Here is a 23,734-nt window from a genome sequence, read left to right as displayed (position 1 = left end):
TATATGAACATGATTTTATTTTTTGTCTGTTTTAAATTTAATCATCTAAAAAACTACGTAATATTTCAGATCTACTTGGATGACGTAGTTTTCTGAGTGCTTTAGCTTCTATTTGGCGGATTCGTTCTCTAGTAACATCAAATTGTTTACCTACTTCTTCTAAAGTATGGTCAGAATTCATATCAATTCCAAAACGCATTCGTAATACTTTTGCTTCTCTTGGAGTTAGTCCAGCTAAAACATTATGTGTTGCGGAACGTAAATTTTCTGATGTCGCCAGATCATGAGGTAATTCTAACGTAGAATCTTCAATAAAATCACCTAAATGAGAATCATCATCGTCTCCTATGGGAGTTTCCATTGAAACTGGTTCTTTCGCGATTTTTAATACTTTGCGTATTTTATCTTCTGGTATTAACATTCGTTCAGCTAGTTCTTCAGGGCTTGGTTCATGTCCTTTTTCTTGTAACATTTGTCTGGAAATACGGTTTAGTTTGTTAATTGTTTCTATCATATGTACTGGTATGCGTATAGTACGTGCTTGATCTGCTATAGAACGTGTAATTGCTTGTCTAATCCACCAAGTGGCGTAAGTTGAAAATTTATAACCGCGGCGATATTCGAATTTATCTACCGCTTTCATTAAACCAATATTACCTTCTTGTATTAAATCTAAAAATTGTAATCCTCTGTTAGTATATTTTTTAGCAATAGAAATTACTAAACGTAAATTGGCTTCAACCATCTCTTTTTTAGCTCTTTTAGCTTTTGCTTCACCAATTGACATTCGTTTATTAATATCTTTTATTTGTTCTATTGTTAATCCAGTTTCTTTTTCTATTTCGTATAATTTTTTTAAGCTAAAATGTATTTCTCTATAAACTTTATGTAGTTTTTCAGACCAAGGTTGATTCATTTTTAATGCGTTTTCAAACCAGTGTTCATTGGTTTCATTTCCAACAAATAAAGTGATGAATATTTTTTTTGGCATTTTACTTATTTCTACGCATAATTTCATGATAAAACGTTCTTGAATTCTAACTTTTTCCATCATGATGCGCATATTATTTACTAGATAGTCAAACTGTTTAGGAACTAAGCGAAATTGCTTAAATACATCTGATAATTTAATTATTTCTTCTGTTGCTTTTATATGATTTCGTCCATTAAATTTAATTATTGTTTTTGTTTTTTCATGTTGTTTTTTTAATGCTATAAATTTTTGTCGCGCTAATTCTGGATCAATATTATTATAATCACCATTATTTTCTTCGTTATCTTCTTCTTGACCCAGTATTTCTGCGTTATTTAATTCAGAATGCATAGATATTGTGCTAATAGGTATTTCTTCTTTTGCATTAGGATCCACAAATCCTGTAATTAGATCTGAAAGACGAGCTTCTCCAATATCCACGCGTTGATATTGTTCTAATAAATAGTTTATTGCTTCTGGATATTCAGCAACTGAACATTGTACTTGATTAATGCCATCTTCAATACGTTTGGCAATATCTATTTCTCCTTCCCTAGTTAGTAGATCTACAGTACCCATTTCACGCATGTACATTCGTACTGGATCTGTGGTTTGTCCTATTTCAGAATCAACGTGAGATAACGCCTGTACAGCTGCTTCTGTTGCATCCTCGTCTGTATCTTGAGTGTGTTCAATTAATAAAAAGTCATCTGTATCTGGCGCTTCTTCTACTACTTTGATGCCCATGTCATTAATCATTTTAATAATATCTTCAATTTGTTCTGAATTTATAACATCATCCGGAAGATGATCATTAATTTCGGAGAAAGTCAAATATCCCTGTTCTTTTCCTCGAAAAACAAGAATTTCTAATTGTGTTTGTGAATTTTGTTCCATAGAGTAATGTTCGTATTTACATGTTGAAATTTAAGTGTGCTTATAATAGCTTTCCAGTGTTATATAAGAAACTACGTATTTAACCTCAATATTGTGCAATACAATATATTAATTGTTTTGTATCAGCTATTGTAAATTTATGTTGTTTGTAAGTGTTTTATTTATCAGCCATAATTCTTTACGTTCTTCTATTGTGAGTTTTTCTATTCTGTCTTGTGCAATCAATTTTTCTTGTCTTTTTTGTAGTATATTGTCATATAATTTTATTAATGTATCAATAAAAATATGTGTGATGTTTTTATCTATAATTGGTGGCTTCCAGAGGGTGAATGTTTCAAGTTTTAAGTGTGATTGATTTTCTTTACAATATTCTAACAGTTTGACAGATGTTGATTGCGATTGAGTTTTGCATAATTTAACTAATTTCACAAATGTTATCATTTCTGGTAAATTAATTTTTTCTAACGTTTTGATTGCATGAATATAAGTTGCTAGTTGTGGTCTTTGTATTAGTAACCTTATTAAAGTGTGTAATATTTTATTTTTTGTCTGCTTTGTTATTGTTAAATTTGTTTCCTTTATGGATTTCTTTTTTATAAATTTTTCAAGATGTATTTCGTCAAGTATGCCAATTTTTTCTCCTAATTTTTGTCGTAAGCAAATACGTAATATTTCTCCTGGAATCTTATTAATTATAGGTATGGCTAAAACACTTAAATGTGCACGTCCTTCTGGAGTACTTAAATCTGTTTGGGTAAGTAATTTATTGAATAAGAAAACCGATAAAGGTTGTGCTTGTTCAATAAGCATTGTGAATGATTTTTTTCCTATTTTACGTATCATTGTGTCAGGGTCTTCTCCTGCAGGTAAAAACATAAAATATACTTGACGATTATCATTGAGATAGGGGAGTATCATTTTCAACATACGCCAAGCAGCTTTTTGTCCTGCTTTATCTCCATCATAACAACAAATTATCTTATTGGTTATACAGAACAATTGTTGAATCTGCTCACTCGTTGTTGATGTTCCTAAAGAAGCTACCACGTAATTTATCCCGAACTGAACTAAAGTTATTACGTCAAGGTATCCCTCTACTATAAGTATTTTGGTTAATTTTTGATTTGTTTTTTTTATTTCGTATAGACCATATAGTTGATTTTTTTTGTAAAAAATATCGCTTTCTGGAGAATTTAGGTATTTAGGTATTTCTTTGTTGTTTATTATGCGTCCTCCGAATGCAATAACTTGTCCTCTGTGATTTTTTATAGGAAACATAATTCTCTTACGAAAACGATCAAATGTTTGTCCTTGTTTGTTTAAAATTAGTACACCTGTTTTAACTAATAAGGATCGTGTTTCTTCTGATGGATCAAAATTTGTTATTATATTATCATAGTTTTCTGGAGCAAAGCCTATATCAAATTGCTGGATGGTTTTTTGATCTATGCCGCGATTTTGTAGATATTCTCTAGCTGATCTAGATGTTGTTTTCGTTAAAATATTTTGGTAAAAATTAGATAGGCGATTCATTAATAGATATAATTGTTCATGTTGTTTGTGCTTTTTTACATCACGAATATAATTATTTTTTTTGTGGTTTATGTTAACATTGTGAATGTGAGCTAATTCTTTTATTGATTCTATGAAATTAAGTTTATTGTAGTACATTATAAAATCTATAGCATTTCCATGTATGCCACAGCTAAAACAGTAAAAAAATTGTTTTTCTTCGTTAGCTGTAAAAGATGGACGTTTTTCATAATGGAACGGGCAACAGGCATAAAAATTTTTACCATGTTTCTTAAGTTTTATTCTTTGGTTTATGATATTTATTATGTTTGTTTTCGCTATTAATTCATTAATTATTGTTTGAGGAATCTTATTACTAATAGTCATAATCCATTTATACTGAAGATATTTTAAAGTTTTATGCGGTCCAAATCGATTTTTTGTTTCGTATGTCTTATATATCCTAGTTATATGGACCCAGATAAATTAGTTAAATTATTATCTTAGTCATTGTCTTTGAATATACACATGTTTTATATCTGTTAATATAGACGAATTCGCTTCGCATTGTCTCTTGCCGTTCTTTTTGCTTGACGTTTAACTGCAGAAGCTTTTGCTCTTTTTCTTTCTGTTGTTGGTTTTTCGTAGAATTCTCGACGACGCACCTCAGTTAATATACCTGCTTTTTCGCAAGACCTCTTAAAACGACGCAACGCCACGTCAAATGGTTCATTTTCTCGTATTTTGATAATAGGCATAGTTTCTACCTTACTTATAATATTTTGTCCTGTTTTAACATTATAAATTCAGATGCCTGAATTTTACTTAATAATATGTATCTTTGTAAAGATATTTGTTTATTTTTCTAAGTTTTTGTTTGATATTTACAGTATTTGTATAATGTCTAGTGTTATAATGATTTTATAGATATTATACGTGTTTTATGTTGGTATTTTTTTTGAAATGTGTCTTATATTAGGAATTGAAACATCATGTGATGAGACTGGCATAGCAGTCTATGATGCAAATCGTGGATTATTATCTAATGAGATTTATAGTCAAGCAAAATTACATGCTAATTATGGAGGTGTAGTTCCGGAACTTGCAGCGCGTGACCATATGTCTAAGGTTGTTCCATTGATACAAAGATCATTGTCACAGGCAAAATTAAGATTGGCAGATATTGATGGAATTGCATACACTGCAGGACCTGGCCTAATTGCTGCATTGATGGTTGGCGCGTCTGTTGGTCGATCCTTAGCTTATGCTTTACAAATACCGGCTATTCCAGTACATCATATGGAAGGCCATTTGTTATCACCTATGTTGCAATGTAATAAAGAAATTCCTTTTCCTTGTGTTGCATTACTAGTTTCTGGGGGTCATACTCAGTTAATTTTGGCATCGTCTATTGGTATTTATAAGATATTAGGGGAATCTTTAGATGATGCTGCTGGTGAAACCTTTGATAAAATTGCTAAATTATTGAAATTAGGTTATCCTGGTGGAATGGCATTATCAAAATTAGCTCAACATGGCGTATCAAATAGTTATGTTTTTCCACGTCCACTAATTAATAGGTCAAATTTTGATTTTAGTTTTTCTGGATTAAAAACATTTGTTGTTAATGTAATTAAAAATAGCGATGCGGAAGAACAAACCTATGCAAATATAGCTCGTGTATTTGAAGACACAATGGTGGATATATTAGTTACTAAATGTCGTCGTGCTTTAGAATTTACCAAGTTAAAGAATTTAATAGTTGCTGGCGGAGTAAGCGCTAATGAAACTTTGCGTAAACAACTTAAAGAAATGGTGTTTTTAATGGGAAGTCAATTATTTTGTGCTCGCCCAGAGTTTTGTACTGATAATGGAGCTATGATTGCTTATGTTGGATTGTTGCGATTTAAAATTGGCTTATTTAGCGATTTAGAAATACTGGTTCGACCACGTTGGTCTATGGAATATATATCCTTGTAGTTATGTTTGATTTGGTTAATGAGAAGGGCATCATTAATGTTATATTTATTTTGAATTTTAAGTAATAAACTGTGTGTTTAGATACGATTTTCTTGCCCTTTCAATAGTCTATACATGTTATTTTTATGTTTAAATAATATTATCACAGATAAAGCGGTTATCTGGATAGCAAGTTCTGATTTATAATACCAGGCATAAATGGGTATTATTATTGATGTAATGATTGCACCTAGTGATGAAAATCTGGTTAGTAGTACCGTCATGATCCAGGTTGTAATCATTATACTTGATAAATCCCATCCTATTGTTGTCAGTGATCCAAATGTGGTAGCTACTCCTTTGCCTCCATAAAATTTAAAAAATATGGGATAAATATGTCCGATACATGTTACAATTGGTATTATACCTAACCAAAAATTTGGTATGTTAAATAAATAACTTATCCACATTGGAATCATACCTTTTAGAATATCGCAGAGAAGTACATATATGGCTATTTTTTTGTTTATTCTTAGAACATTTGTCGTTCCTGGATTTTTAGAACCAATACTACGAGGATCTGGTAGTTTATTAAATTTACAAATCAAAATAGCACTGGAAATAGACCCGCAGAAATAAGCAAAAATTGTTATTAAAATAATAATACTCACGCTTTTATTTGATTTTATTTTATAATTGATTTTATGAAATTAGTTTAGTTGTGTTATTTTATATGTTAACTAGATTTTATTAAACTATTTCTGGATATATGTTTTGGTTTCATTCATTTAGACAGTGAGCTTGATAAAGATAAATTTTTGAAGTTTATGGATATAATATTCATTGAACAACTAATAGTTATGGGTGTTATAGGACTTTGTGATTGGGAGCAACAACAATTACAGAGGTTAGTTTTTGATTTGAAATTAGGTTATTTTCAAGATTTGAGATTTAATTTTTCTAATAATGAATTAAATTATTTAGATTATTCGGATATTGTTAATACAGTGATTGCTATAGTGCAAACAGATAAATTTAGTCTATTAGAACAGGTTGCAGAAAAAATTGCGACTCAGTTGATGATAAAATTTAATATTAAATGGATACAGATAAAGGTTAGTAAACCTAGAGCAATACCACAGGCAGGTAATGTTAGTGTGATTATTGAAAGAGGTGAAAGGAAATAAGCAATATTTTATATTGATTAACGATGACATTAAGTTGAATTATTTTATTAGCTTATTTTTACTGTTTTTGTTGATTAATATATTAAATTTTTAAGGAGATTATATTTTAATGAATTATCACGAATTATTAGTGATTTTTATTTTAGGTGTAGTGGAAGGTATAACAGAATTTTTGCCTGTGTCTTCTTCAGGGCATATGATGTTGATTGGTTATTTATTGGAATTTAATAATGAGAGAGCTAAGATTTTTGAAGTATTTATTCAATTTGGTACTATTTTTTCTGTTATTATTAAATTTTGGGAAAAAATACCTAAAAAATTAGGTATTTTTTCCCAAAAAAGTGTTCTAATGGATAGAGATGATGGTTTTCCATTCTTGTGGCTGCTTTTTTTTGGAATGTTACCTATAGTTGTATTAGGGTTTCTTTTTTACGAGCAAATTAAATTTTTTTTTGAACTAAAGTATGTAATGCGTGCTTTAGTGTTGGGAGGATTATTATTGTTGATAGCGGAGTATTTTGCTTATAATCCACCTTTTATAACGAGCATTAATAAATTAAGTTATTTACAAGCTTTTTTTATTGGTTGTTTTCAATGTTTTGCTTTATTTCCTGGATTTTCTCGGGCTGGAGCTACTATTAGTGGTGGGTTATTGATAGGTCTTAATAGATATGCATCTTTTGAATTTTCTTTTTTTTTGGCGGTTCCTGTTATTTTTGGTGCAGCGACACTAGATTTATGTAAGAATTTATCTTTTTTTACTTTACAGGATTCGCTTTTATTTTTAGTTGGTTTTATTACTTCTTTTGTAGTTGGTTTATCTAGTATCAGGTATTTTCTGCAGTTTATTGAAAAGATAACTTTTATTCCCTTTGTTGTATATCGTTTTGTTTTAGCAAGTGTTATTTATTTTTTATGTTGTGATTAAGATTTGCTAATTGCTTATCTTTTTATTAATTGTTTTTGAATTGTGGATATAGGTGTTTATATTTATTATTTAATTTTTTCCATTTGAATATTTTTTTTTGACGTTGATTAAAAATTTCTTTTTTTATTTCTTTTCCTTTTATTCCTTTTTTAATAATTTCTGATACGTTTATATGTCTTGTTATGGAATATGCTTGATATAGAAACTTTTTTGATAAATAAGGTTGATTTTTAAATTTGTTTGATGTACGAAAATTGGCTTCTTTTGCTAAAAGCATATGTTCCAATCTTTCTGGATGACGCCAGACATCAATTTCATCAAATAATTTAATAATTTTATCAGGTGTTTCTAAATGAATATCATCAATTTGTTTGTGATATTTGTTAATTATTTTAGCTGTATTACATAAAAAATTTGGTATTTTTAAGCGTTTGCATAGGTTATCAATTATTTTTGTTCCTATTGTTTCTTTATGTATTTTATTTTTGTATCCTTTTATTTGTTCTTTGTTTTCTCCTAAATCTTTACAGATGGTGGCAAATCTTACTGCAATATTATTTGTTAAATTTGCAGCGATTTTGAGTGTTGATAGGGCAATAACACCAATATTGTTTTCTGGTTCATTGTTATTAGGTGATACAATTTTATTGTTAAATAGATCTTGTATTTCTGGAAATACAATTTTCAGAGCACCACAATTTTTCAATACTGTAAAATATATTTGTGGATTTTTTGTGGATAGAGATTTTTTAGTTTCTATCCATATTCTTTCTGGTGATAATGATGGTAATTCATAGATCATCTTTTTCATGAGATTTAATGTTTCTGGCGCAATCCTAAAGTTAAGGTGTGCAAATTGTGCTGCAAAACGTGCTACACGTAATATTCTTAATGGATCTTCCTGAAAAAGATTGGAAACATGACGTAGTATCCTTAGTTTTATATCTTTTTGTCCATTATAAGGATCTATAATGTTTCCTTGTTCATCCCGAGCTATAGCATTAATGGTTAGATCTCTGCGGTATAAATCTTCTTCTAAGGTAATTTTTGGCGAAGTTTGACAAATAAATCCTGCATATCCTCGTCCATGTTTTTTTTCAGTACGTGCTAAAGCATATTCCTCATGGTTTTGTGGATGTAGAAACACTGGAAATTCTTTTCCCACTTGTTGATATCCTATATCGAGCATTTCTTTTGGGGAGGAGCCAATTATTAACCAATCTCTTTCTTTTATAGGTATTTTTAATAAAAAATCGCGTACCGCTCCCCCCACTAAATATTTTTTCATAATTTTACTATGATTATATAGATCTCTATATTATGTTTTTGGTTTTGATGTTTAATAATAAGTAATATATATAGGTATATAGAAATATTTTATTAATTTAACTTATGCATTTAATTATATATATATTTTATAGGATTCCTATATTTGACATCAAGGCCATTTTATATCTTTTGTTATATGAATTTATGTTGTTTGTGGATTTATTGAGTTTTGTATTTTATGGATTTATCAATATTATTTTAAGTTAATTTTGAAGTTTGTTTTTTATTAAGTTTTGTGATATATAGTAAAATGTAAGGATTTGTTTTTAAATATCAGTTAAGGGTTTTGCTACAATATTTAGATCTCTTTAATTCGAAAATGATTGCTTAAAGTAGGTAGTAATTGCTTATTGCTTTTTCTGTTTTGATGTTCGTACATACGTTAATTAATGCATTAATTATGAAAATATTTATATAAAATAGAAGAACGATTTGTTTAAGTTTAGTTTTATGTTTTATTATATTTATTTTAGATGGATAATTTTATTTGAAGGTTGGAATGTTGAAATAGTTGTTTTTGAAATTTAAACGTTATTTATTTACTCTAAAGTTATTAAGAGTGAAGTAATGGAGTAACTGGAATAATTGCATTTTTAAACACTTTAAATATAATTGTAAGTTGTGCTTAGTGTTGAAACAAACATATTCGTATTTTATAGGAGTAAGATAGAGTATGGAGGTTTATCCTAATTTTTGTTTAGCTAATGTCTTGGTTGTGGGTGACATTATATTAGATAGGTATTGGTACGGAAATACCAAAGGTGTTTCTTCAGATGTTCCGTCTGTTCCTGTTATGCAAATTCATCATATGAAGGAATATCCAGGTGGAGCTGCTAATGTAGCAATGAATATCGCCGCATTAGGTGCTAAATCAAAATTAATTGGTTTAGTGGGCATGGATAATTTTGCGCAAAATTTAAAAGAAAAGCTTACAGAAGCTTGTGTCGAGTGTGAATTTATTTCTGTTACTAATTATTCTACAGTAAATAAATTGAGAATTATGTCTCATGATAGACAAGTATTACGGTTAGATTTTGAACGTAACTTTAATAGAAAAGATGCTTCTTCCATTTTGAAATGCGTTAAATATGCATTATTAAAATTTGATGTTTTAGTTTTATCTGATTATTCTAAAGGTTCTTTAATTTTCATAGAGGATATAATTTCTTTAGCTCGTAGTTTTGATATACCTATACTTGTAGACCCTAAAGGATCTGATTTTTCTCGTTATCGAGGTGCTACTATTTTGACTCCTAATATATCAGAGTTTGAAGCAGTAGTTGATCATTGTAACGATGAAAAGGTATTGATAAGAAGGGGAATAGAAATCATAACAGAATACGAGATATCAGCATTATTGATTACTCGTGCTGAAAAGGGTATGACACTTTTGAGATTAGGATCAGATCCTTTGCATTTTCCCGCTCAAGGTAAAGTAGTTTATGATGTAATTGGGGCTGGAGATACAGTTATTGCTGTATTAGCTGCTGCTTTATCCTCAGGAAGTAAAATAGAAGATTCTTGTGCTTTGGCAAATGCTGCTGCTGGTATAGTAATTGGTAAAATAGGCACATCTACTGTTAGTGCTATTGAATTGAGTAGAGTTTTTATATAATGGTATGAAAATAAAGTTGGGTATTTTGAGTAAAATAATGTTAAAAGAAATGCTTTTGGTGTCTAAATATCAAGGTGAGAAAATTGTAATGACTAATGGCGTGTTTGATATACTTCATATTGGTCATATTCATTTTTTAACTAATGCTAAAAAGTTGGGAGATAGGTTAATTGTAGCTGTTAATAGTGATGATTCTACTAAAAAATTAAAAGGAAATCTTCGACCTATTAATGTATTATCGCAACGTATGATTGTTTTAGAAGCGTTGAAGGTTGTGGATTGGGTAGTCTCTTTTGATGAGGATAGTCCTAATAAGTTAATTGCAGATTTATTACCTGATATTTTAGTGAAAGGTGCAGATTATAAATTAGGAGATATTGATGGCAGTAAAGAGGTATTGGCTAATGGTGGTGAAGTGCGCATTTTAGATTTTAAAATAGGTTTTTCTACTAGTAACATTATTAATGTTATTAGAAATATTTAAATAATCTTTAATTAAGTTAATTATGAATATTTGATTTTGTTAAGTTTTGCAGATAGGGCAAATTTTAACTCTTGTTTGTGTTTACGATTCAGATATTTTGCTTATTTCATTTTTATTGTTTGTTTTATGGTATATGCTTATGGATATTTAAGTTAGTGTTTTGTATGTTAAAGTCTAATAGGTATTGTATCATTTTTGTCATCTGGAATTTTTATAAGTTTTGAAAGTATTTGATTTATTAATTAGTTTAATTTAATTATGAGTATGCGATGAAGTCTTGCATATTTTATTTAGTTTGTAATAAATTAAGATATACATCAGAATATTGTTGTGGTTTGATATAGATTGGAACAGGCGTTGTACTTTTGTTATGAAGTTTAGATTTTTACTATCTAATGTCCCGTAGATATGGATCTTGTATGGTGGCTGATTAATTATAGCAAAATATTTTATGTTTTTAGTGTTTTAGAACGTTGTTTACTTTGAACTGTGTCTTTAGTTTTTATTTATTTGGAATACGTGAGATATGTAAATTTAATGTATCAGTCTCTTCTTTCTAGATTTGGTATATCTTTTATAGAACGAGTGGATAATGCAATAAAAGCATTACGTAATGGTATTGGCGTTTTAGTTACAGATGATGAGTGTCGTGAAAATGAAGGTGATATGATTTTTGCAGCAGAGAATATGACAGTTGAGCAAATGGCTTTGGCCATTCGTTATGGCAGCGGTATAGTCTGTCTTTGTTTGACAGAAAGTCGTTGTCATCAATTAGAATTACCAATGATGGTTGAATGTAATAGTAATCGTTATCGCACTGCTTTTACTGTAACTATTGAAGCTGCAGTAGGGATAACCACTGGGGTATCAGCGGAAGATCGTTTGACTACGATTCGCGCTTCTATTAAAGATGGTGCTAAACCAACTGACCTTCATCGTCCTGGTCATGTTTTTCCTTTACGCGCTCAAAAAGGAGGTGTATTGTCTCGTTTAGGTCATACTGAAGCAGCGGTAGATTTAACAACTTTAGCTGGTTTAAAGCCTTTTGGCGTGTTATGTGAATTGACTAATGCAGATGGTAGTATGTCTCGTGCGTTAGAAATTATCGAGTTTAGTAATAGATATGGTATGCCTGTATTAACTATTAGAGATTTAGTATCTTATCGTCTAGCGCTGAGGTATTGATTTATGCATTTTATTCGTTTTTAAATTGTTTATTGTATTTATTAATTTGCTTGTGTTTTTATTTTAAATATTTTCGAGTATGTACTTGTTTTAATCTGTGTCTTTCTTTGTATTTTATGGGATATTATTTTTTTATTTATATTAATTTTTTAACACTTTGTTTAACTATGTTATGTCTTCAAGGAATTTTAATTTGCTAATCACTGTGAGTGTAAGTCGGCTCTGCTTTGTTTTGACCCGGTGCATTATGAATTTAAAGTGGTTAACTATATGATTTATTGTTGTAAGGTGTTATTTGGTTTTTTATTAGTAATATTTATTCATTAGAGTTTAACTCTTAAACTCTGTGATCAAAGATATCTTTTAAAATAAAGATTTAATTGTTTATTGATTTCAAAATTCTGGGAAGGGATATATGTTGGCAGTTATACGTATTTTGCTAATTTCAATTTTGTCTGTTTTTATCTGTATATTTGGTTCGGTTTATTGTTTATTAAGTCCGAGGAATCCTGCTCATGCAGCTATTCTTAGTCGTTTTTTTAGTAGAATGGCTCCAGTATTTGGTATTCAAATTGAATTGCGTCAACCATTAAGAAAGCAATTAGCTAAAAATTATATTTACGTTTCTAATCATCAAAATAATTATGACTTGATTTTGTTAACATATGTGGTGAAACCACGTACTATTACAGTTGGCAAGAGAAGTTTGTTATGGATACCTTTGTTTGGATTGTTGTATTGGTTAACTGGTAATTTATTTATAGATCGTAATAATATTTTAGGTTCTCATAACGCTATCGTGAAATTAGCTAGTCGCGTTAAAAGGGAAGATATTTCGTTATGGATATTCCCAGAAGGCACACGTAGTCGAGGTCGAGGTTTGTTACCTTTTAAGACAAGTGTTTTTTATGCTGCAATTTTTGCAGGTGTTCCTATAGTACCAGTTTGTGTATCTAACACAGTTGGTAAAATTAAACTTAATCGTTTGTATAATGGAGTAGTTCTTATTGAAATTTTGCCTCCATTAGAAACTGTCAGTTATAATATTAAGCAGGTGAGAATGTTTACTGAATATTGTTATAATCTTATGAAAACTAAAATTTATGAATTAAATACTGAAATTGCTGCTCGAGATTTAAGTAATAAATCTGATTAATCTATGTTTCTTTTGATGATCCTTCAATACGTTTAAATCCATTATATAGATCATCAATTAAATCTTCAATATTTTCTAAACCAATGTGAAGGCGCACCAAAGTGCCAGTGAAATCTAATTTTTCAGATATTCTAATGTTCATTAGTTCTTCAGGTTGATTAATGAGAATTAATGATTCAAATCCTCCCCATGAATATGCCATACGGAAATATTTAAAATTATCAAGATAATTTGTTAGTTGTTGTGAATTTAGTTTTTGTTTTAATATAAATGAAAATAATCCACTAGAGCCAGTAAAATCTCTTATAAAATATTCATGACCCTTACTTCCAGGCAGAGCTGGGTGGTTAACTTTATGCACATTAGGATTAGTATGCAACCACTTAGCAATCTGTAATGCGTTTTTTTCATGTTGTTTTAGTCTCAGGTGCAAAGTGCGTATTCCTCGTAATGTCATATAAGCAGTATCTGCATCAACTATTTGTCCCATTAAATAAGATTGTTTACATAGCTGCTCCCAACACCTTTCATTAGATACCGCAGTTCCAATCATAGCGTCAGAATGACCTGTTAGGTATTTGGTGCCTGATTGAATAGATATATCAACGTCTATATCTAATGCTTTTAAAAATACTCCTGCTGACCAAGTATTATCTAACATAATTACGATATCTGGTTTTTTTCTTCGTGCTGCCTTTATAATACCGGGGATATCTTGTATCTCCATAGTTATGGATCCAGGTGATTCTAGTACAATTATTTTAGTATTTTCTTTTATCAGATGGCTGATATCTTCGCTTATTAATGGATTGAACCAAGTAGTAGAAATTTGTAACTTTTTTAGTATATGTTGACAAAATTTTTGGGTTGGTTCGTAAACATTATTTGTTACTAGAATATTATCTCCCGCAGATACAAAAGAAAGAATGGAATTTGCGATTGCCGCCATACCGCATGGATATAATGCACAACCTACACCATTTTCTAATTCGGTCATCGCTTTTTTTAAAGCAAAATGTGTTAATGTGCCTTTACGTCCGTAAAATAGGTTATCTTGAGCACAATTGTTAATAATAGCCGCTTGTTTTTTTTTCTTATACGAGCTGAATATTAATGATGAAGCTCTTTGAATTACTGGGTTTATGGATCCTTGAGTATATTTTTCATCTCTAGCTGTGGTTATTAGAGATGTTTCTATTTTTTTATCTTTGTTTTTCGTCATCGCAATAGTCTAAATTTTTTCTTCTAGTTTAATCTTATAAGTATTTATTGACTCTATCATAGTTTAAGGGCGTAATGGAAAATTTAACTATCTTGAAGTGATATTTGTAAATTATAATTATTTTTGCATTTTGGAAATATATAAGTACCTGCTTGTTTCAAACTGCTTCCTTATGAAGAGTTCTTCTTATAGTAAGAAGCTATTATCGGTTGTTAACCGGATATGTGCCCGGACTTGGAATTGAACCAAGGACACGGGGATCTTCAGTCCACTGCTCTACCAACTGAGCTATCCGGGCAGCTTATACAACTTTTGGCATCTGCAATATAAGGTTTGCAGGTTACCATTTCTATAGTTTTGAATGATCCGTATATCAGATATACACATCACTCAATTATATTGATCATCCGATGTTAATTTTTATATAATTTTAGTGAATTATAAATCCAAGTCAAATATTCATGGCTAATGCCAACTATTGGTATTGCTATCAGTTCTGGATTGAGATAGGGATGATACTTTCTAATAGTCTCAAAAACAGATGATTTTAGGCATTTGTAACTTTTGATCAGCAATTGGATCTCATGTTTTTGTTTTAGTTCATTTTCCCAATAATATAAAGAAGTAGCATTGTTCAACATAGTAACACACGGAGTCAAGTTCTCTTCTAATAGTTTTTTAGCTATACGAATCCCTGTGTCTTTATCGTTAGGTACAGTGCACAAAATTATTATGAGTTCATCGTCAAGCTTATTCATAGGATATAATTTATTACTGCTGCAAATCTGACATTTCTATGATAAAATTACTGTATTGACCATTTTAGTGTTGTTAGCATCTGCTGCGAATCTAATAAAAGTGACAGTAAAATACCTTATATTGGATTGTTGTGTCAAGCAATCTCGGTTATTATAACTGTTAATGGTGGTGATTTTGATGTTGTAAGTTTTGTTTGTGACGCATTTTAGTTGGGATAGTTTTGGACGGTGGAGGCTTGTAGTTTTTGTGCGTTATTTTGGTTTACTTACATCAATTGGGTAAAGGCTAATTTTTTATATTGCTACAAAAAAAATTTTTTGATAACCCTTGAAGCCATACTAAATGTCCCCATCTAAGTAGACAGATGTAGATGAAATTTAGGCGTTTAAGTTCGGTATTCGTCTCAAGGTTGATACCGATTTTATGATAAACTTAAGAGGAGTATTAAATGAAAATTCGTCCATTGCATGATCGCGTCATTGTTAAGCGTAAAGAGGTTGAGTCTAAATCAGCTGGCGGCATTGTCTTGACTGGTTCTGCTGCGGGTAAATCTACTCGTGGTGAAGTATTAGCTATCGGCCGTGGCCGTGTTTTGGAAAATGGTGAAGTGAAAGCATTAGATGTAAAGGTTGGCGACACCGTGATTTTTAATGACGGGTATGGCGTGAAGTCAGAGAAGATTGATAATGAGGAAGTTTTGATTATGTCAGAGAGTGATATTTTGGCGATTGTGGAAAAATGATTTTACGTGATTAACTTGATGAATAACTGTAAGGTAAATAGAAATGGCAGCTAAAGATGTGAAATTTGGCAATGATGCTCGCGCTAAGATGCTTCGTGGTGTGAACGTTTTAGCCGATGCAGTAAAAGTTACTCTTGGGCCTAAAGGTCGTAATGTGGTTTTGGATAAGTCTTTTGGAGCACCGGTTATTACTAAAGATGGTGTTACTGTAGCTCGTGAAATTGAATTAGAGGATAAATTCGAGAATATGGGTGCTCAGATGGTTAAGGAAGTTGCTTCTAAGGCTAACGATGCTGCGGGTGATGGAACTACTACGGCTACTGTTTTAGCACAATCAATCGTTAATGAGGGATTGAAGGCTGTTGCTGCAGGTATGAATCCTATGGATTTGAAAAGGGGTATTGATAAGGCAGTGCTTGCTGCCGTTGAGGAACTTAGGAGAATGTCTGTACCTTGTTCTGATCCTAAAGCTATCGCTCAAGTGGGTACTATTTCCGCTAATGCTGATGAAACTGTTGGTACCTTAATTGCTAAAGCGATGGATAAAGTTGGTAAAGAAGGTGTTATTACAGTGGAAGAGGGTTCTGGTCTTCAAGACGAGTTAGATGTTGTTGAAGGCATGCAGTTTGATCGCGGTTATCTATCTCCTTATTTTGTCAATAAGCCAGAAAGTGGCACGGTTGAACTGGAAAATCCGTTTATCTTGTTAGTAGATAAGAAGATATCCAATATTCGTGAGATGTTGCCGATGTTGGAATCGGTTGCTAAGGCAGGAAAGCCTTTATTGATCATAGCTGAAGATGTTGAAGGTGAAGCTTTAGCTACTCTAGTAGTTAATAATATGCGTGGTATTGTAAAAGTTACTGCAGTTAAAGCTCCTGGTTTCGGTGATCGTAGGAAGGCTATGTTACAGGATATTGCTATTTTGACAGCAGGTACTGTGATTTCTGAGGAGATAGGCCTGGATTTGGAAAAGACCACTTTGAGTGATATGGGTCAAGCGAAGCGTGTGGTTATCACTAAGGATACAACTACTATTATTGATGGTGTAGGTAATAAATCTGCAATAGATAGTCGTGTTGCTCAGATTAATCAACAAAGAGATGAAGCTACTTCTGATTACGATCGTGAGAAATTGCAAGAACGTGTAGCTAAGTTAGCTGGAGGTGTTGCAGTTATTAAGGTTGGTGCGGCTACTGAAGTAGAGATGAAGGAGAAAAAGGCAAGAGTAGAGGATGCTTTGCATGCTACCCGTGCTGCGGTTGAAGAAGGTGTAGTAGCTGGTGGAGGTGTTGCATTAATTCGTGTAGCTAACGCTATTCGTAATTTACAAGGTGATAATGAAGATCAAAATGTTGGTATTAAAGTAGCTCAGCGTGCTATGGAATCTCCTTTGAGACAAATAATGGATAATGCGGGTGAAGATCCTTCAGTAATCGCTAATAATGTGAGATCTGGCGAAGGTAATACTGGTTATAATGCTGCTACAGAGCAGTATGGTAATATGATTGAATTGGGTATTTTAGATCCAACTAAGGTTACTCGTTCAGCATTACAGTATGCAGCTTCTATTGCTGGGTTGATGATTACTACTGAGTGCATGGTTACAGAGTTACCTAAGGAGGAAAAGCCTGACTTGAGTGGTGCCGCGGGTGCTGGTAATATGGGTGGTATGATGTAATTTTTGATGATGTATATATAGGTTATATGAGAGATAGGTTTTTTTGTTAGAAGGCTTGTTGTTGGCTTAGACTACCAAGGTTCTAGTGATTTAGAATAGAGATCATTAGATTCTTGGTAGTTTTTCGATAGAAAGTTTTATGGTATTTTATAATATCAATCAGCTTTGTCCTGGTTTTAAGATTATGTATGATAGTGAGCCGTGTGTTGTTGTTAATAATGAATTTATTAAACCTGGAAAGGGACAGTCATTTAATAGGGTAAAATTCCGCACTTTGATTACTGGTAAAAATTTAGAGAAAATTTTTAAATCTGGTGATTTAGTACAGTCAGCTGATATAATAGAAGTTAGCTCGGTGTATTTGTATAGTGATGCTACATTTTGGTATTTTATGAATTGTGAAAATTTTGATCAAATAGTTGTAAATTTTGAAGTTATTGGTGATAATTCTAAATGGTTGGTTGAACAAGTTAATTATAATATAATTTTATGGTGTGAGCGACCAATTAGTGTGATTCCTCCAAATTTTGTATGTTTGAAAGTTACAGATACTAGCCCTGGAATTAAAGGTAATAGTGTTACTAGTGTAGGTACTAAATTAGCTACTTTAATAACTGGTGTTACTATTAGGGTGCCGGTTTTTGTTCAAGTTGGTGAAATAATAAAGGTGGATACTAGATTCAGTCGTTATATATCAAGGGTTAAATAGAGATGATCTCGTTGAATTATTTTATATAAGTTTTAGAGTTTGAGGGTAAAGATTCGTCTCTATATTAGAATTATATTTTTATAATTTTGTTATATATTTATTATGGTAATATTATTTTATTTCGGATGTTATAAAGTTGATTTTTTCTTATTTTCGTAATTTGCATTTTAGAATTTAGTTTAAGTCTGAGTAGATAAATAGTTAATGTATAGTTCTATTGAATGGAGACCTTCTTCTTCCATCGACAATTTAGTACAGCGTTCTTTAATTATAAGAAAAATAAGAAGATTTTTTTTTGATAGAAATTTTTTAGAAGTTGAGACTCCTATATTAAGTCGAGCATCAGTAACTGACATTGGTCTTTCTTCTTTTCAGGTTGATTTCACTTTGGCTGGAGGTATAAATAGTAAATTACTTTATTTAATGACTAGTCCTGAATTTCATATGAAACGTTTACTTGCAGCTGGTAGTGGTTCTATATTTCAATTGTTTAAAAGTTTTCGTAATGAAGAAATTGGTCGATATCATAATCCAGAGTTTACAATGTTGGAGTGGTATCATCTTAATTATGATATTTATGATTTGATGCATGAAGCATATGATTTATTGGAACATATTTTTAATTTTAATAAAAGTCCTGAATTCATATCTTATAGAGCAGTGTTTAATAAATATGTAGGTTTTGATCCTTTATTAAGTAATAGAGAAGCATTATATAAATTTGCATCTGAATGTTCTTTATCTGATGCTATTTCATTGAATGATGATAAAAATAGTATACTGCAATTGCTATTTTCTGTACTTGTTGAGCCTAACTTAGGTCAAAGTATACCTATTTTTGTTTATCATTTTCCTGTTGAGCAGGCTGGATTATCTAGAATTAATATTAAAGATATTAGATTAGCAGAAAGATTTGAAATTTATTATAAAGGATTAGAATTAGCAAATGGTTTCTATGAATTACTGGATCATCATGAACAACGTCGACGTTTTTTGCGAGATAATGAAGTTCGAATGAAAATTAATTTACCTCCTCAAGTAATTGATGAAAATTTGTTATCTGCCATGGAATTTGGGTTACCTGATTGTTCTGGGATAGCTTTGGGAGTTGATCGTTTAGTTATGTTAGCATTAAAAGCTGATTCTTTAAGTGATGTTATCGCTTTTCCATTAGATAGAGCTTAGCCTTAAAATTTTTATTTTTTATGTCCAAATGCGAAGTTTTGTTTTATAGTTGTAATTTTAATTATGAGAATTTTTCAATAGTAATATTTAGATCTTTACGGATTTGGAAAGGTGGACATGGTAATTCTAGTCCGTGTGTTTTATAAGCATTTAAGATGAGAGTGTGTATTTGGTGTCGCAAAGGCATACGGTAGCTCATTTTTTCAGTATATAGGCGTATTTCGAATATTGGCAATCCTTGTTGTAAATCTGTTAGATAGGCTTCAGGTGATGGTACATCAAGTACCAGTGGACAATTTTTAACAGTTTCTAATAAAATAGAAGTTATTTTTTCAGTGTTTATGTTTAATGGTACAGGTATTTTTAGTACTACACGCGTTATTGTATTTGTTAACGACCAGTTTGTGAATTGTTTAGTGATAAATTCTTTATTAGGAACAATTATTTCTTTATTATCTAAATCTGTTATAGTAGTAGTACGTGTGTTGATACGAGTAATATTACCAGTAAAATTTTGGATAGTAACAGTATCACCAATACGTATTGGTTTTTCAAAAAGAATCATTAATCCTGATATAAAATTAGCAAATATTTCTTGTAAACCAAAACCTAATCCTACTCCTAATGCTGCAATTAACCATTGTAACTTTGACCATTCTATGCCAATAAATGAAAATCCTATTAATCCCCCAAATAACATGAGACCATATTTAGTTAAGGTGGTGATTGCATATCCTGTTCCTGGGGTAAGATTTATGCGTTGTAACAGTATCAATTCTAGTAATGACGGCAGATTTCTTACTAGCTTAATTGTGATAACAAATACTAAAATAGAAATTAGTGCTGCCCCAAGGGTAATTCGATGTGGATCTTCTTTTGTTGATATGTTTGATGTGACATTCCATAAAGTGATATTTTCTAAAAAACTAAATGTTGAATGCAATTCAGACCATAAAATTATTATTGATAATACAGCAATAATACTGAAGATAGATCGTATCAATTGTAGTGATTTAGCGCTTATAACATGTAGATTATAATCTGTTTTTCCATATTGTTTATTTATTTTAATTGTATGTTTAGGTAGATTTTTTTGAGGATTATGTGGTGCTGTATATATTATATTCTCTTTTTTTTTGTTTTTTTCTGATATTATTCGGCGGTGCTGTATAAACATCCAGCGTTTAATAATATCATATATTATAAGCAATAATATCCAAATACCAATTGATTTTTCAAGTTGTGTTAATAGTATTTTAGATGTCATCAAATATCCCCAACAGGAAAATAAAGATGCCATGATAGGAGCACATAGCATTATATTCCATAGTAATTTGTTTATTACATTATCTTTAGTTCCATTTTTATTAATGTATAAGGGTAGTTTGGATTTTTTTAAATTTAAAGTGATTAATGTGATATAAATACACGATAGTATGAAAAATGAACGACCAAGTGTATTATAGAATTGATGATCATTATATTTTTCAAATGTTGTTGAAGATATAATTGATAATGTAATTATGCTAAAAAATGAGATATGATGGCGTAGTGCTTTTTTTATTTGTAATTTTGACCACCTGAAATGAGTAATAAAAAGTCCTTTATCTTTTGCAAAATATAAAATTATGATAAATATCCATAATGCGGGCGTCATGTTAGACATAGCATCGCCTATAGTGACTGCAAGAGGGTGCGTCCATGCATATTTGAAGTTATAAGTAATAGCTATCCATAGTAATGGTATGGGGAGAGATATAATTATGGACCAAAATATGATGTGGATAGTGAATAAAAAATTGTCTTTGCTGATTTTCCCTATTTTGTTGCTAACTATTGTTAAATAATCATTGTAGTGACGTTGCAAATAAATTTGCAATCCGATTAATATTATGCTTCCATTTAATAAGATAATTGATTTTTTATTTAAAAATATTTCCTTTAATATGTTTTTAAACTCTTTTAAGGCGTTGTAGTTCAAAATTTGTTGTAGGTCTTTGTATACTTGTAGAGGATATGAGGAGGTAATAGGGCGAATGTCTGCTGTCCAAAATAAGGCTCGATGAGCGGTTTTTTGTACTTCTTTAATTATTTTTTTAAGTTGTTCGTATGCTATTTTAAGTTTTGTTAGTTCAAGAATTTGTGTATCGCATCCAGTTATTAGTAAATTTAAAAGATCCTTTTTTATGTTGAGTTGTGTGATTAATGTATTATTTTCTTCTATAGTTAATTTTGTATTGCCATCATTTTTATTTTGTAATTCTTCTAAGTGTAATTCATTTAACTGATTTTCATATTTTAACCTTTTGGTTTGCCATCTTACCATATTATTATCTAATTGTTGATATTTTGGTATTTTTGGTAACTTAGATAATTGAGCTCTTAAGCTGTTTCCCAGCGTTGAAGATTTATCTAGCCATTGTGATTGTTCAAGTAGATTGTTAAGTATTTTTTTACTTTGTGTAATATAAGAATTGGTTTGTTGTTGTTTTGACTTGATATAATGCATATTATTTATTTGTTGATTGAGATCGTTCGAAAGTTTGTAACTATTTAATAATTGTTCGTTTTTGCAATTATACAATATCCTGTTTTTTTCTATTGTTTTTGTTTTTTCATGATGTAATTCAATTAATTGGCTAATAAATTTTTGTAATTCTTCATTCAATTGATTATGTCTTTTTTTAAGCAATGAAATGCGTAATTTTAGAATTTCTTGTTGATTGTTAAAATTAAGTTTAGATAATTCTAGTTCTGCTATTTTTAATTTTTTATTCGTTTGTTGTATTTTTAATTCTGTTAATTTAGTTTGATTAATTGGAATATTAGATATTAAAGATGATATCTGTTGTTTTATATTGTCCAATTCTTCTTGTTCTTTTTTTTGTTCTTCGGGTAATATAATTAGTGATTGATTAATATGGTTTATTTGATTTTGTTCTTTTTGCAGTTCTAATCCACAATCTGTTACTTGTTTTTTTATCTGCAATAGTCTTTTTTTTAATCCATTAATAGAAGATAAAATATCTATATTTTCTAGGATTGGTAGGCTAATTTCGTTTTTTTTCTTTTTGTACAATTGATGGTGTAGCATTAGAAAATCGCTAATGACCACTTGATATTTTTTTATGTAATCGTCAAATGATTGTTCTTCATGTGTTTTTATTTCTGTGAAATTTGTATTTTCCTGGCTTTTATTGCATTTTTTTATATTGTCTTTTTGTATTTGATTTGCTGAACATGCTGTAGAAGATATCTGGTTGGTTGAATATCCTATCATATACAGGATAATTATCAATCGTAAAATACATGTCATTGTTTTTATTATGTTCAATCATTTCATATTAATATGGATGATTATACTTCAAATTATGTTTGCTAAAGGAAGGCCTATTTTGCTTATTTGGCCACAGTATATGTGGTTGCTGAAAATTATTTTCCCTTCAGGAAATAAATTAATTACGGTAGATCCTAACTTAAATAATCCCATTTCTTGCCCTTTTAATAAAGTTATTGCATTAATATCGTTAGCTTGTGGGTAATGCCAATGTTTGATAATTCCTTCTCGAGGAGGGGTGATTGTTCCTGCCCAGATGGTTTCAATGCTTCCCATGATGATAGCTCCTATTAATATTTGTGCCATTGTTCCGAATTCCGTATCAAATAAACAAATTAATCTTTCATTGCGGGCAAATAAATTTGTTATGTTTTCTGCAATTATAGGATTGACAGAGAATAGATCGCCAGGTATATACAGAGAATCCCTTAGTGTTCCGTTGCATGGCATGTGTACTCTATGGTAATTTCCTGGAGATAGGTATATTGTAGAGAAATTACCATCTCGGAAACGATTGATTATACTATCGTTACCTGCCAGCAAAGATTCTAGTTTGTAATAGTGCCCTTTAGCTTGAATTATATTTTGTTTGTCAATTTTTCCTATTTGGGAAATTATTCCATCTGCGGGCATTGTTAATATTAACGGATCTTTGTCAATAGGCCTAGCATCATCTCGTAATTTACGTGTAAAAAAATTGTTAAAAGTAGAATATTGCATTACATCTGTTTCTTGTGCTTCATCCATTTTTATCTGATACATGTATATGAATATTTTAATTATCCATTGAGTGATGATTCCTCCTTTCCATTCAGCCATACATCCTATAAATTCGGTGAGCCATCGCTTAGGTAATAAGTATTGTGACATTATT

The 23,734-nt window shown here is 30.5% G+C and carries 18 protein-coding genes, 1 tRNA gene and 1 pseudogene; 10 read left to right on the top strand and 10 right to left on the bottom strand.

Going from position 1 to position 23,734, the window contains the following annotated elements; all coding sequences use genetic code 11:
* Positions 1 to 37 precede the first annotated feature (37 nt).
* The 3 genes from rpoD to rpsU form a co-directional block, all read right to left on the bottom strand.
* Complete coding sequence (gene rpoD, locus GN160_RS01935) at positions 38 to 1,870, bottom strand: RNA polymerase sigma factor RpoD (RefSeq protein ID WP_192379948.1); 1,833 nt, start codon at positions 1,868 to 1,870, stop codon at positions 38 to 40.
* A gap of 126 nt (positions 1,871 to 1,996) precedes the next feature.
* Positions 1,997 to 3,763: a DNA primase gene (dnaG, locus tag GN160_RS01930; RefSeq protein WP_192380875.1), complete on the bottom strand. Its 1,767-nt coding sequence runs from the start codon at positions 3,761 to 3,763 to the stop codon at positions 1,997 to 1,999.
* Between the two features lie 161 nt (positions 3,764 to 3,924).
* Positions 3,925 to 4,140, bottom strand: coding sequence for a 30S ribosomal protein S21 (gene rpsU, locus GN160_RS01925; RefSeq protein WP_192379946.1), 216 nt, complete (start codon positions 4,138 to 4,140; stop codon positions 3,925 to 3,927).
* A 205-nt stretch (positions 4,141 to 4,345) separates the two neighbouring features.
* Between rpsU and tsaD the strand changes: the two genes are divergently transcribed.
* On the top strand, positions 4,346 to 5,362 hold the full coding sequence (gene tsaD, locus GN160_RS01920) for a tRNA (adenosine(37)-N6)-threonylcarbamoyltransferase complex transferase subunit TsaD (RefSeq protein ID WP_192379944.1): 1,017 nt from the start codon (positions 4,346 to 4,348) through the stop codon (positions 5,360 to 5,362).
* A gap of 77 nt (positions 5,363 to 5,439) precedes the next feature.
* On the opposite strand, the gene plsY is transcribed toward tsaD, so the two are convergent.
* Positions 5,440 to 6,012, bottom strand: coding sequence for a glycerol-3-phosphate 1-O-acyltransferase PlsY (gene plsY / locus GN160_RS01915; RefSeq protein WP_192379942.1), 573 nt, complete (start codon positions 6,010 to 6,012; stop codon positions 5,440 to 5,442).
* 156 nt (positions 6,013 to 6,168) lie between these two features.
* On the opposite strand from plsY, the gene GN160_RS01910 reads away from it, so the two are divergent.
* On the top strand, positions 6,169 to 6,528 hold the full coding sequence (locus GN160_RS01910; protein ID WP_192379940.1) for a dihydroneopterin aldolase: 360 nt from the start codon (positions 6,169 to 6,171) through the stop codon (positions 6,526 to 6,528).
* Between the two features lie 109 nt (positions 6,529 to 6,637).
* The gene (locus GN160_RS01905; protein WP_192379938.1) at positions 6,638 to 7,456 is read left to right on the top strand and encodes an undecaprenyl-diphosphate phosphatase; all 819 of its coding nucleotides are present in this window, start codon (positions 6,638 to 6,640) and stop codon (positions 7,454 to 7,456) included.
* Between the two features lie 25 nt (positions 7,457 to 7,481).
* Here GN160_RS01905 and GN160_RS01900 read toward each other — a convergent pair whose 3' ends face one another.
* Positions 7,482 to 8,744 (bottom strand): multifunctional CCA addition/repair protein, encoded by a 1,263-nt coding sequence (locus tag GN160_RS01900; protein WP_192379936.1) that lies wholly within the window; start codon positions 8,742 to 8,744, stop codon positions 7,482 to 7,484.
* 714 nt (positions 8,745 to 9,458) lie between these two features.
* Here GN160_RS01900 and hldE point away from each other — a divergent pair.
* From hldE to GN160_RS01885, 3 genes and pseudogenes are all read left to right on the top strand, one after another.
* Positions 9,459 to 10,884 (top strand): annotated as a pseudogene (hldE, locus tag GN160_RS01895) (bifunctional D-glycero-beta-D-manno-heptose-7-phosphate kinase/D-glycero-beta-D-manno-heptose 1-phosphate adenylyltransferase HldE).
* A gap of 537 nt (positions 10,885 to 11,421) precedes the next feature.
* Positions 11,422 to 12,069 (top strand): 3,4-dihydroxy-2-butanone-4-phosphate synthase, encoded by a 648-nt coding sequence (gene ribB, locus GN160_RS01890; protein ID WP_192380874.1) that lies wholly within the window; start codon positions 11,422 to 11,424, stop codon positions 12,067 to 12,069.
* 415 nt (positions 12,070 to 12,484) lie between these two features.
* Positions 12,485 to 13,225 (top strand): 1-acylglycerol-3-phosphate O-acyltransferase, encoded by a 741-nt coding sequence (locus tag GN160_RS01885; protein WP_192379935.1) that lies wholly within the window; start codon positions 12,485 to 12,487, stop codon positions 13,223 to 13,225.
* A 1-nt stretch (position 13,226) separates the two neighbouring features.
* On the opposite strand, the gene metC is transcribed toward GN160_RS01885, so the two are convergent.
* From metC to cutA, 3 genes are all read right to left on the bottom strand, one after another.
* A complete protein-coding gene (gene metC / locus GN160_RS01880; RefSeq protein ID WP_192379933.1) occupies positions 13,227 to 14,447 on the bottom strand; it encodes a cystathionine beta-lyase in 1,221 nt (406 codons plus the stop codon).
* 225 nt (positions 14,448 to 14,672) lie between these two features.
* A tRNA-Phe gene (locus GN160_RS01875) sits at positions 14,673 to 14,745 on the bottom strand.
* A 115-nt stretch (positions 14,746 to 14,860) separates the two neighbouring features.
* Complete coding sequence (gene cutA / locus GN160_RS01870; protein ID WP_192379931.1) at positions 14,861 to 15,205, bottom strand: divalent-cation tolerance protein CutA; 345 nt, start codon at positions 15,203 to 15,205, stop codon at positions 14,861 to 14,863.
* A 449-nt stretch (positions 15,206 to 15,654) separates the two neighbouring features.
* Here cutA and GN160_RS01865 point away from each other — a divergent pair, with 449 nt between their 5' ends.
* From GN160_RS01865 to epmA, 4 genes are all read left to right on the top strand, one after another.
* Positions 15,655 to 15,948 (top strand): co-chaperone GroES, encoded by a 294-nt coding sequence (locus GN160_RS01865; protein WP_192379929.1) that lies wholly within the window; start codon positions 15,655 to 15,657, stop codon positions 15,946 to 15,948.
* 43 nt (positions 15,949 to 15,991) lie between these two features.
* Positions 15,992 to 17,629 carry a chaperonin GroEL gene (groL, locus tag GN160_RS01860; protein WP_192379928.1) on the top strand — a complete coding sequence of 546 codons (1,638 nt, stop codon included), beginning with the start codon at positions 15,992 to 15,994 and terminating at the stop codon, positions 17,627 to 17,629.
* 139 nt (positions 17,630 to 17,768) lie between these two features.
* Positions 17,769 to 18,338: an elongation factor P gene (gene efp / locus GN160_RS01855; protein ID WP_192379926.1), complete on the top strand. Its 570-nt coding sequence runs from the start codon at positions 17,769 to 17,771 to the stop codon at positions 18,336 to 18,338.
* 204 nt (positions 18,339 to 18,542) lie between these two features.
* Complete coding sequence (epmA, locus tag GN160_RS01850; protein WP_192379924.1) at positions 18,543 to 19,523, top strand: elongation factor P--(R)-beta-lysine ligase; 981 nt, start codon at positions 18,543 to 18,545, stop codon at positions 19,521 to 19,523.
* 61 nt (positions 19,524 to 19,584) lie between these two features.
* Here epmA and mscM read toward each other — a convergent pair whose 3' ends face one another.
* Both mscM and asd read right to left on the bottom strand, forming a co-directional pair.
* Complete coding sequence (mscM, locus tag GN160_RS01845) at positions 19,585 to 22,839, bottom strand: miniconductance mechanosensitive channel MscM (protein WP_225624836.1); 3,255 nt, start codon at positions 22,837 to 22,839, stop codon at positions 19,585 to 19,587.
* Between the two features lie 48 nt (positions 22,840 to 22,887).
* Entirely contained in the window at positions 22,888 to 23,730 is an 843-nt protein-coding gene (asd, locus tag GN160_RS01840; protein ID WP_420021977.1) for an archaetidylserine decarboxylase, read from the bottom strand.
* Positions 23,731 to 23,734: the final 4 nt, after the last annotated feature.

It is taken from the genome of Blochmannia endosymbiont of Colobopsis nipponica (genome assembly GCF_014857065.1).
Lineage (GTDB): Bacteria > Pseudomonadota > Gammaproteobacteria > Enterobacterales > Enterobacteriaceae > Blochmanniella.
Note: the sequence above shows the minus strand (reverse complement) of the source record. Positions and strands in the feature narration are given on the sequence as shown.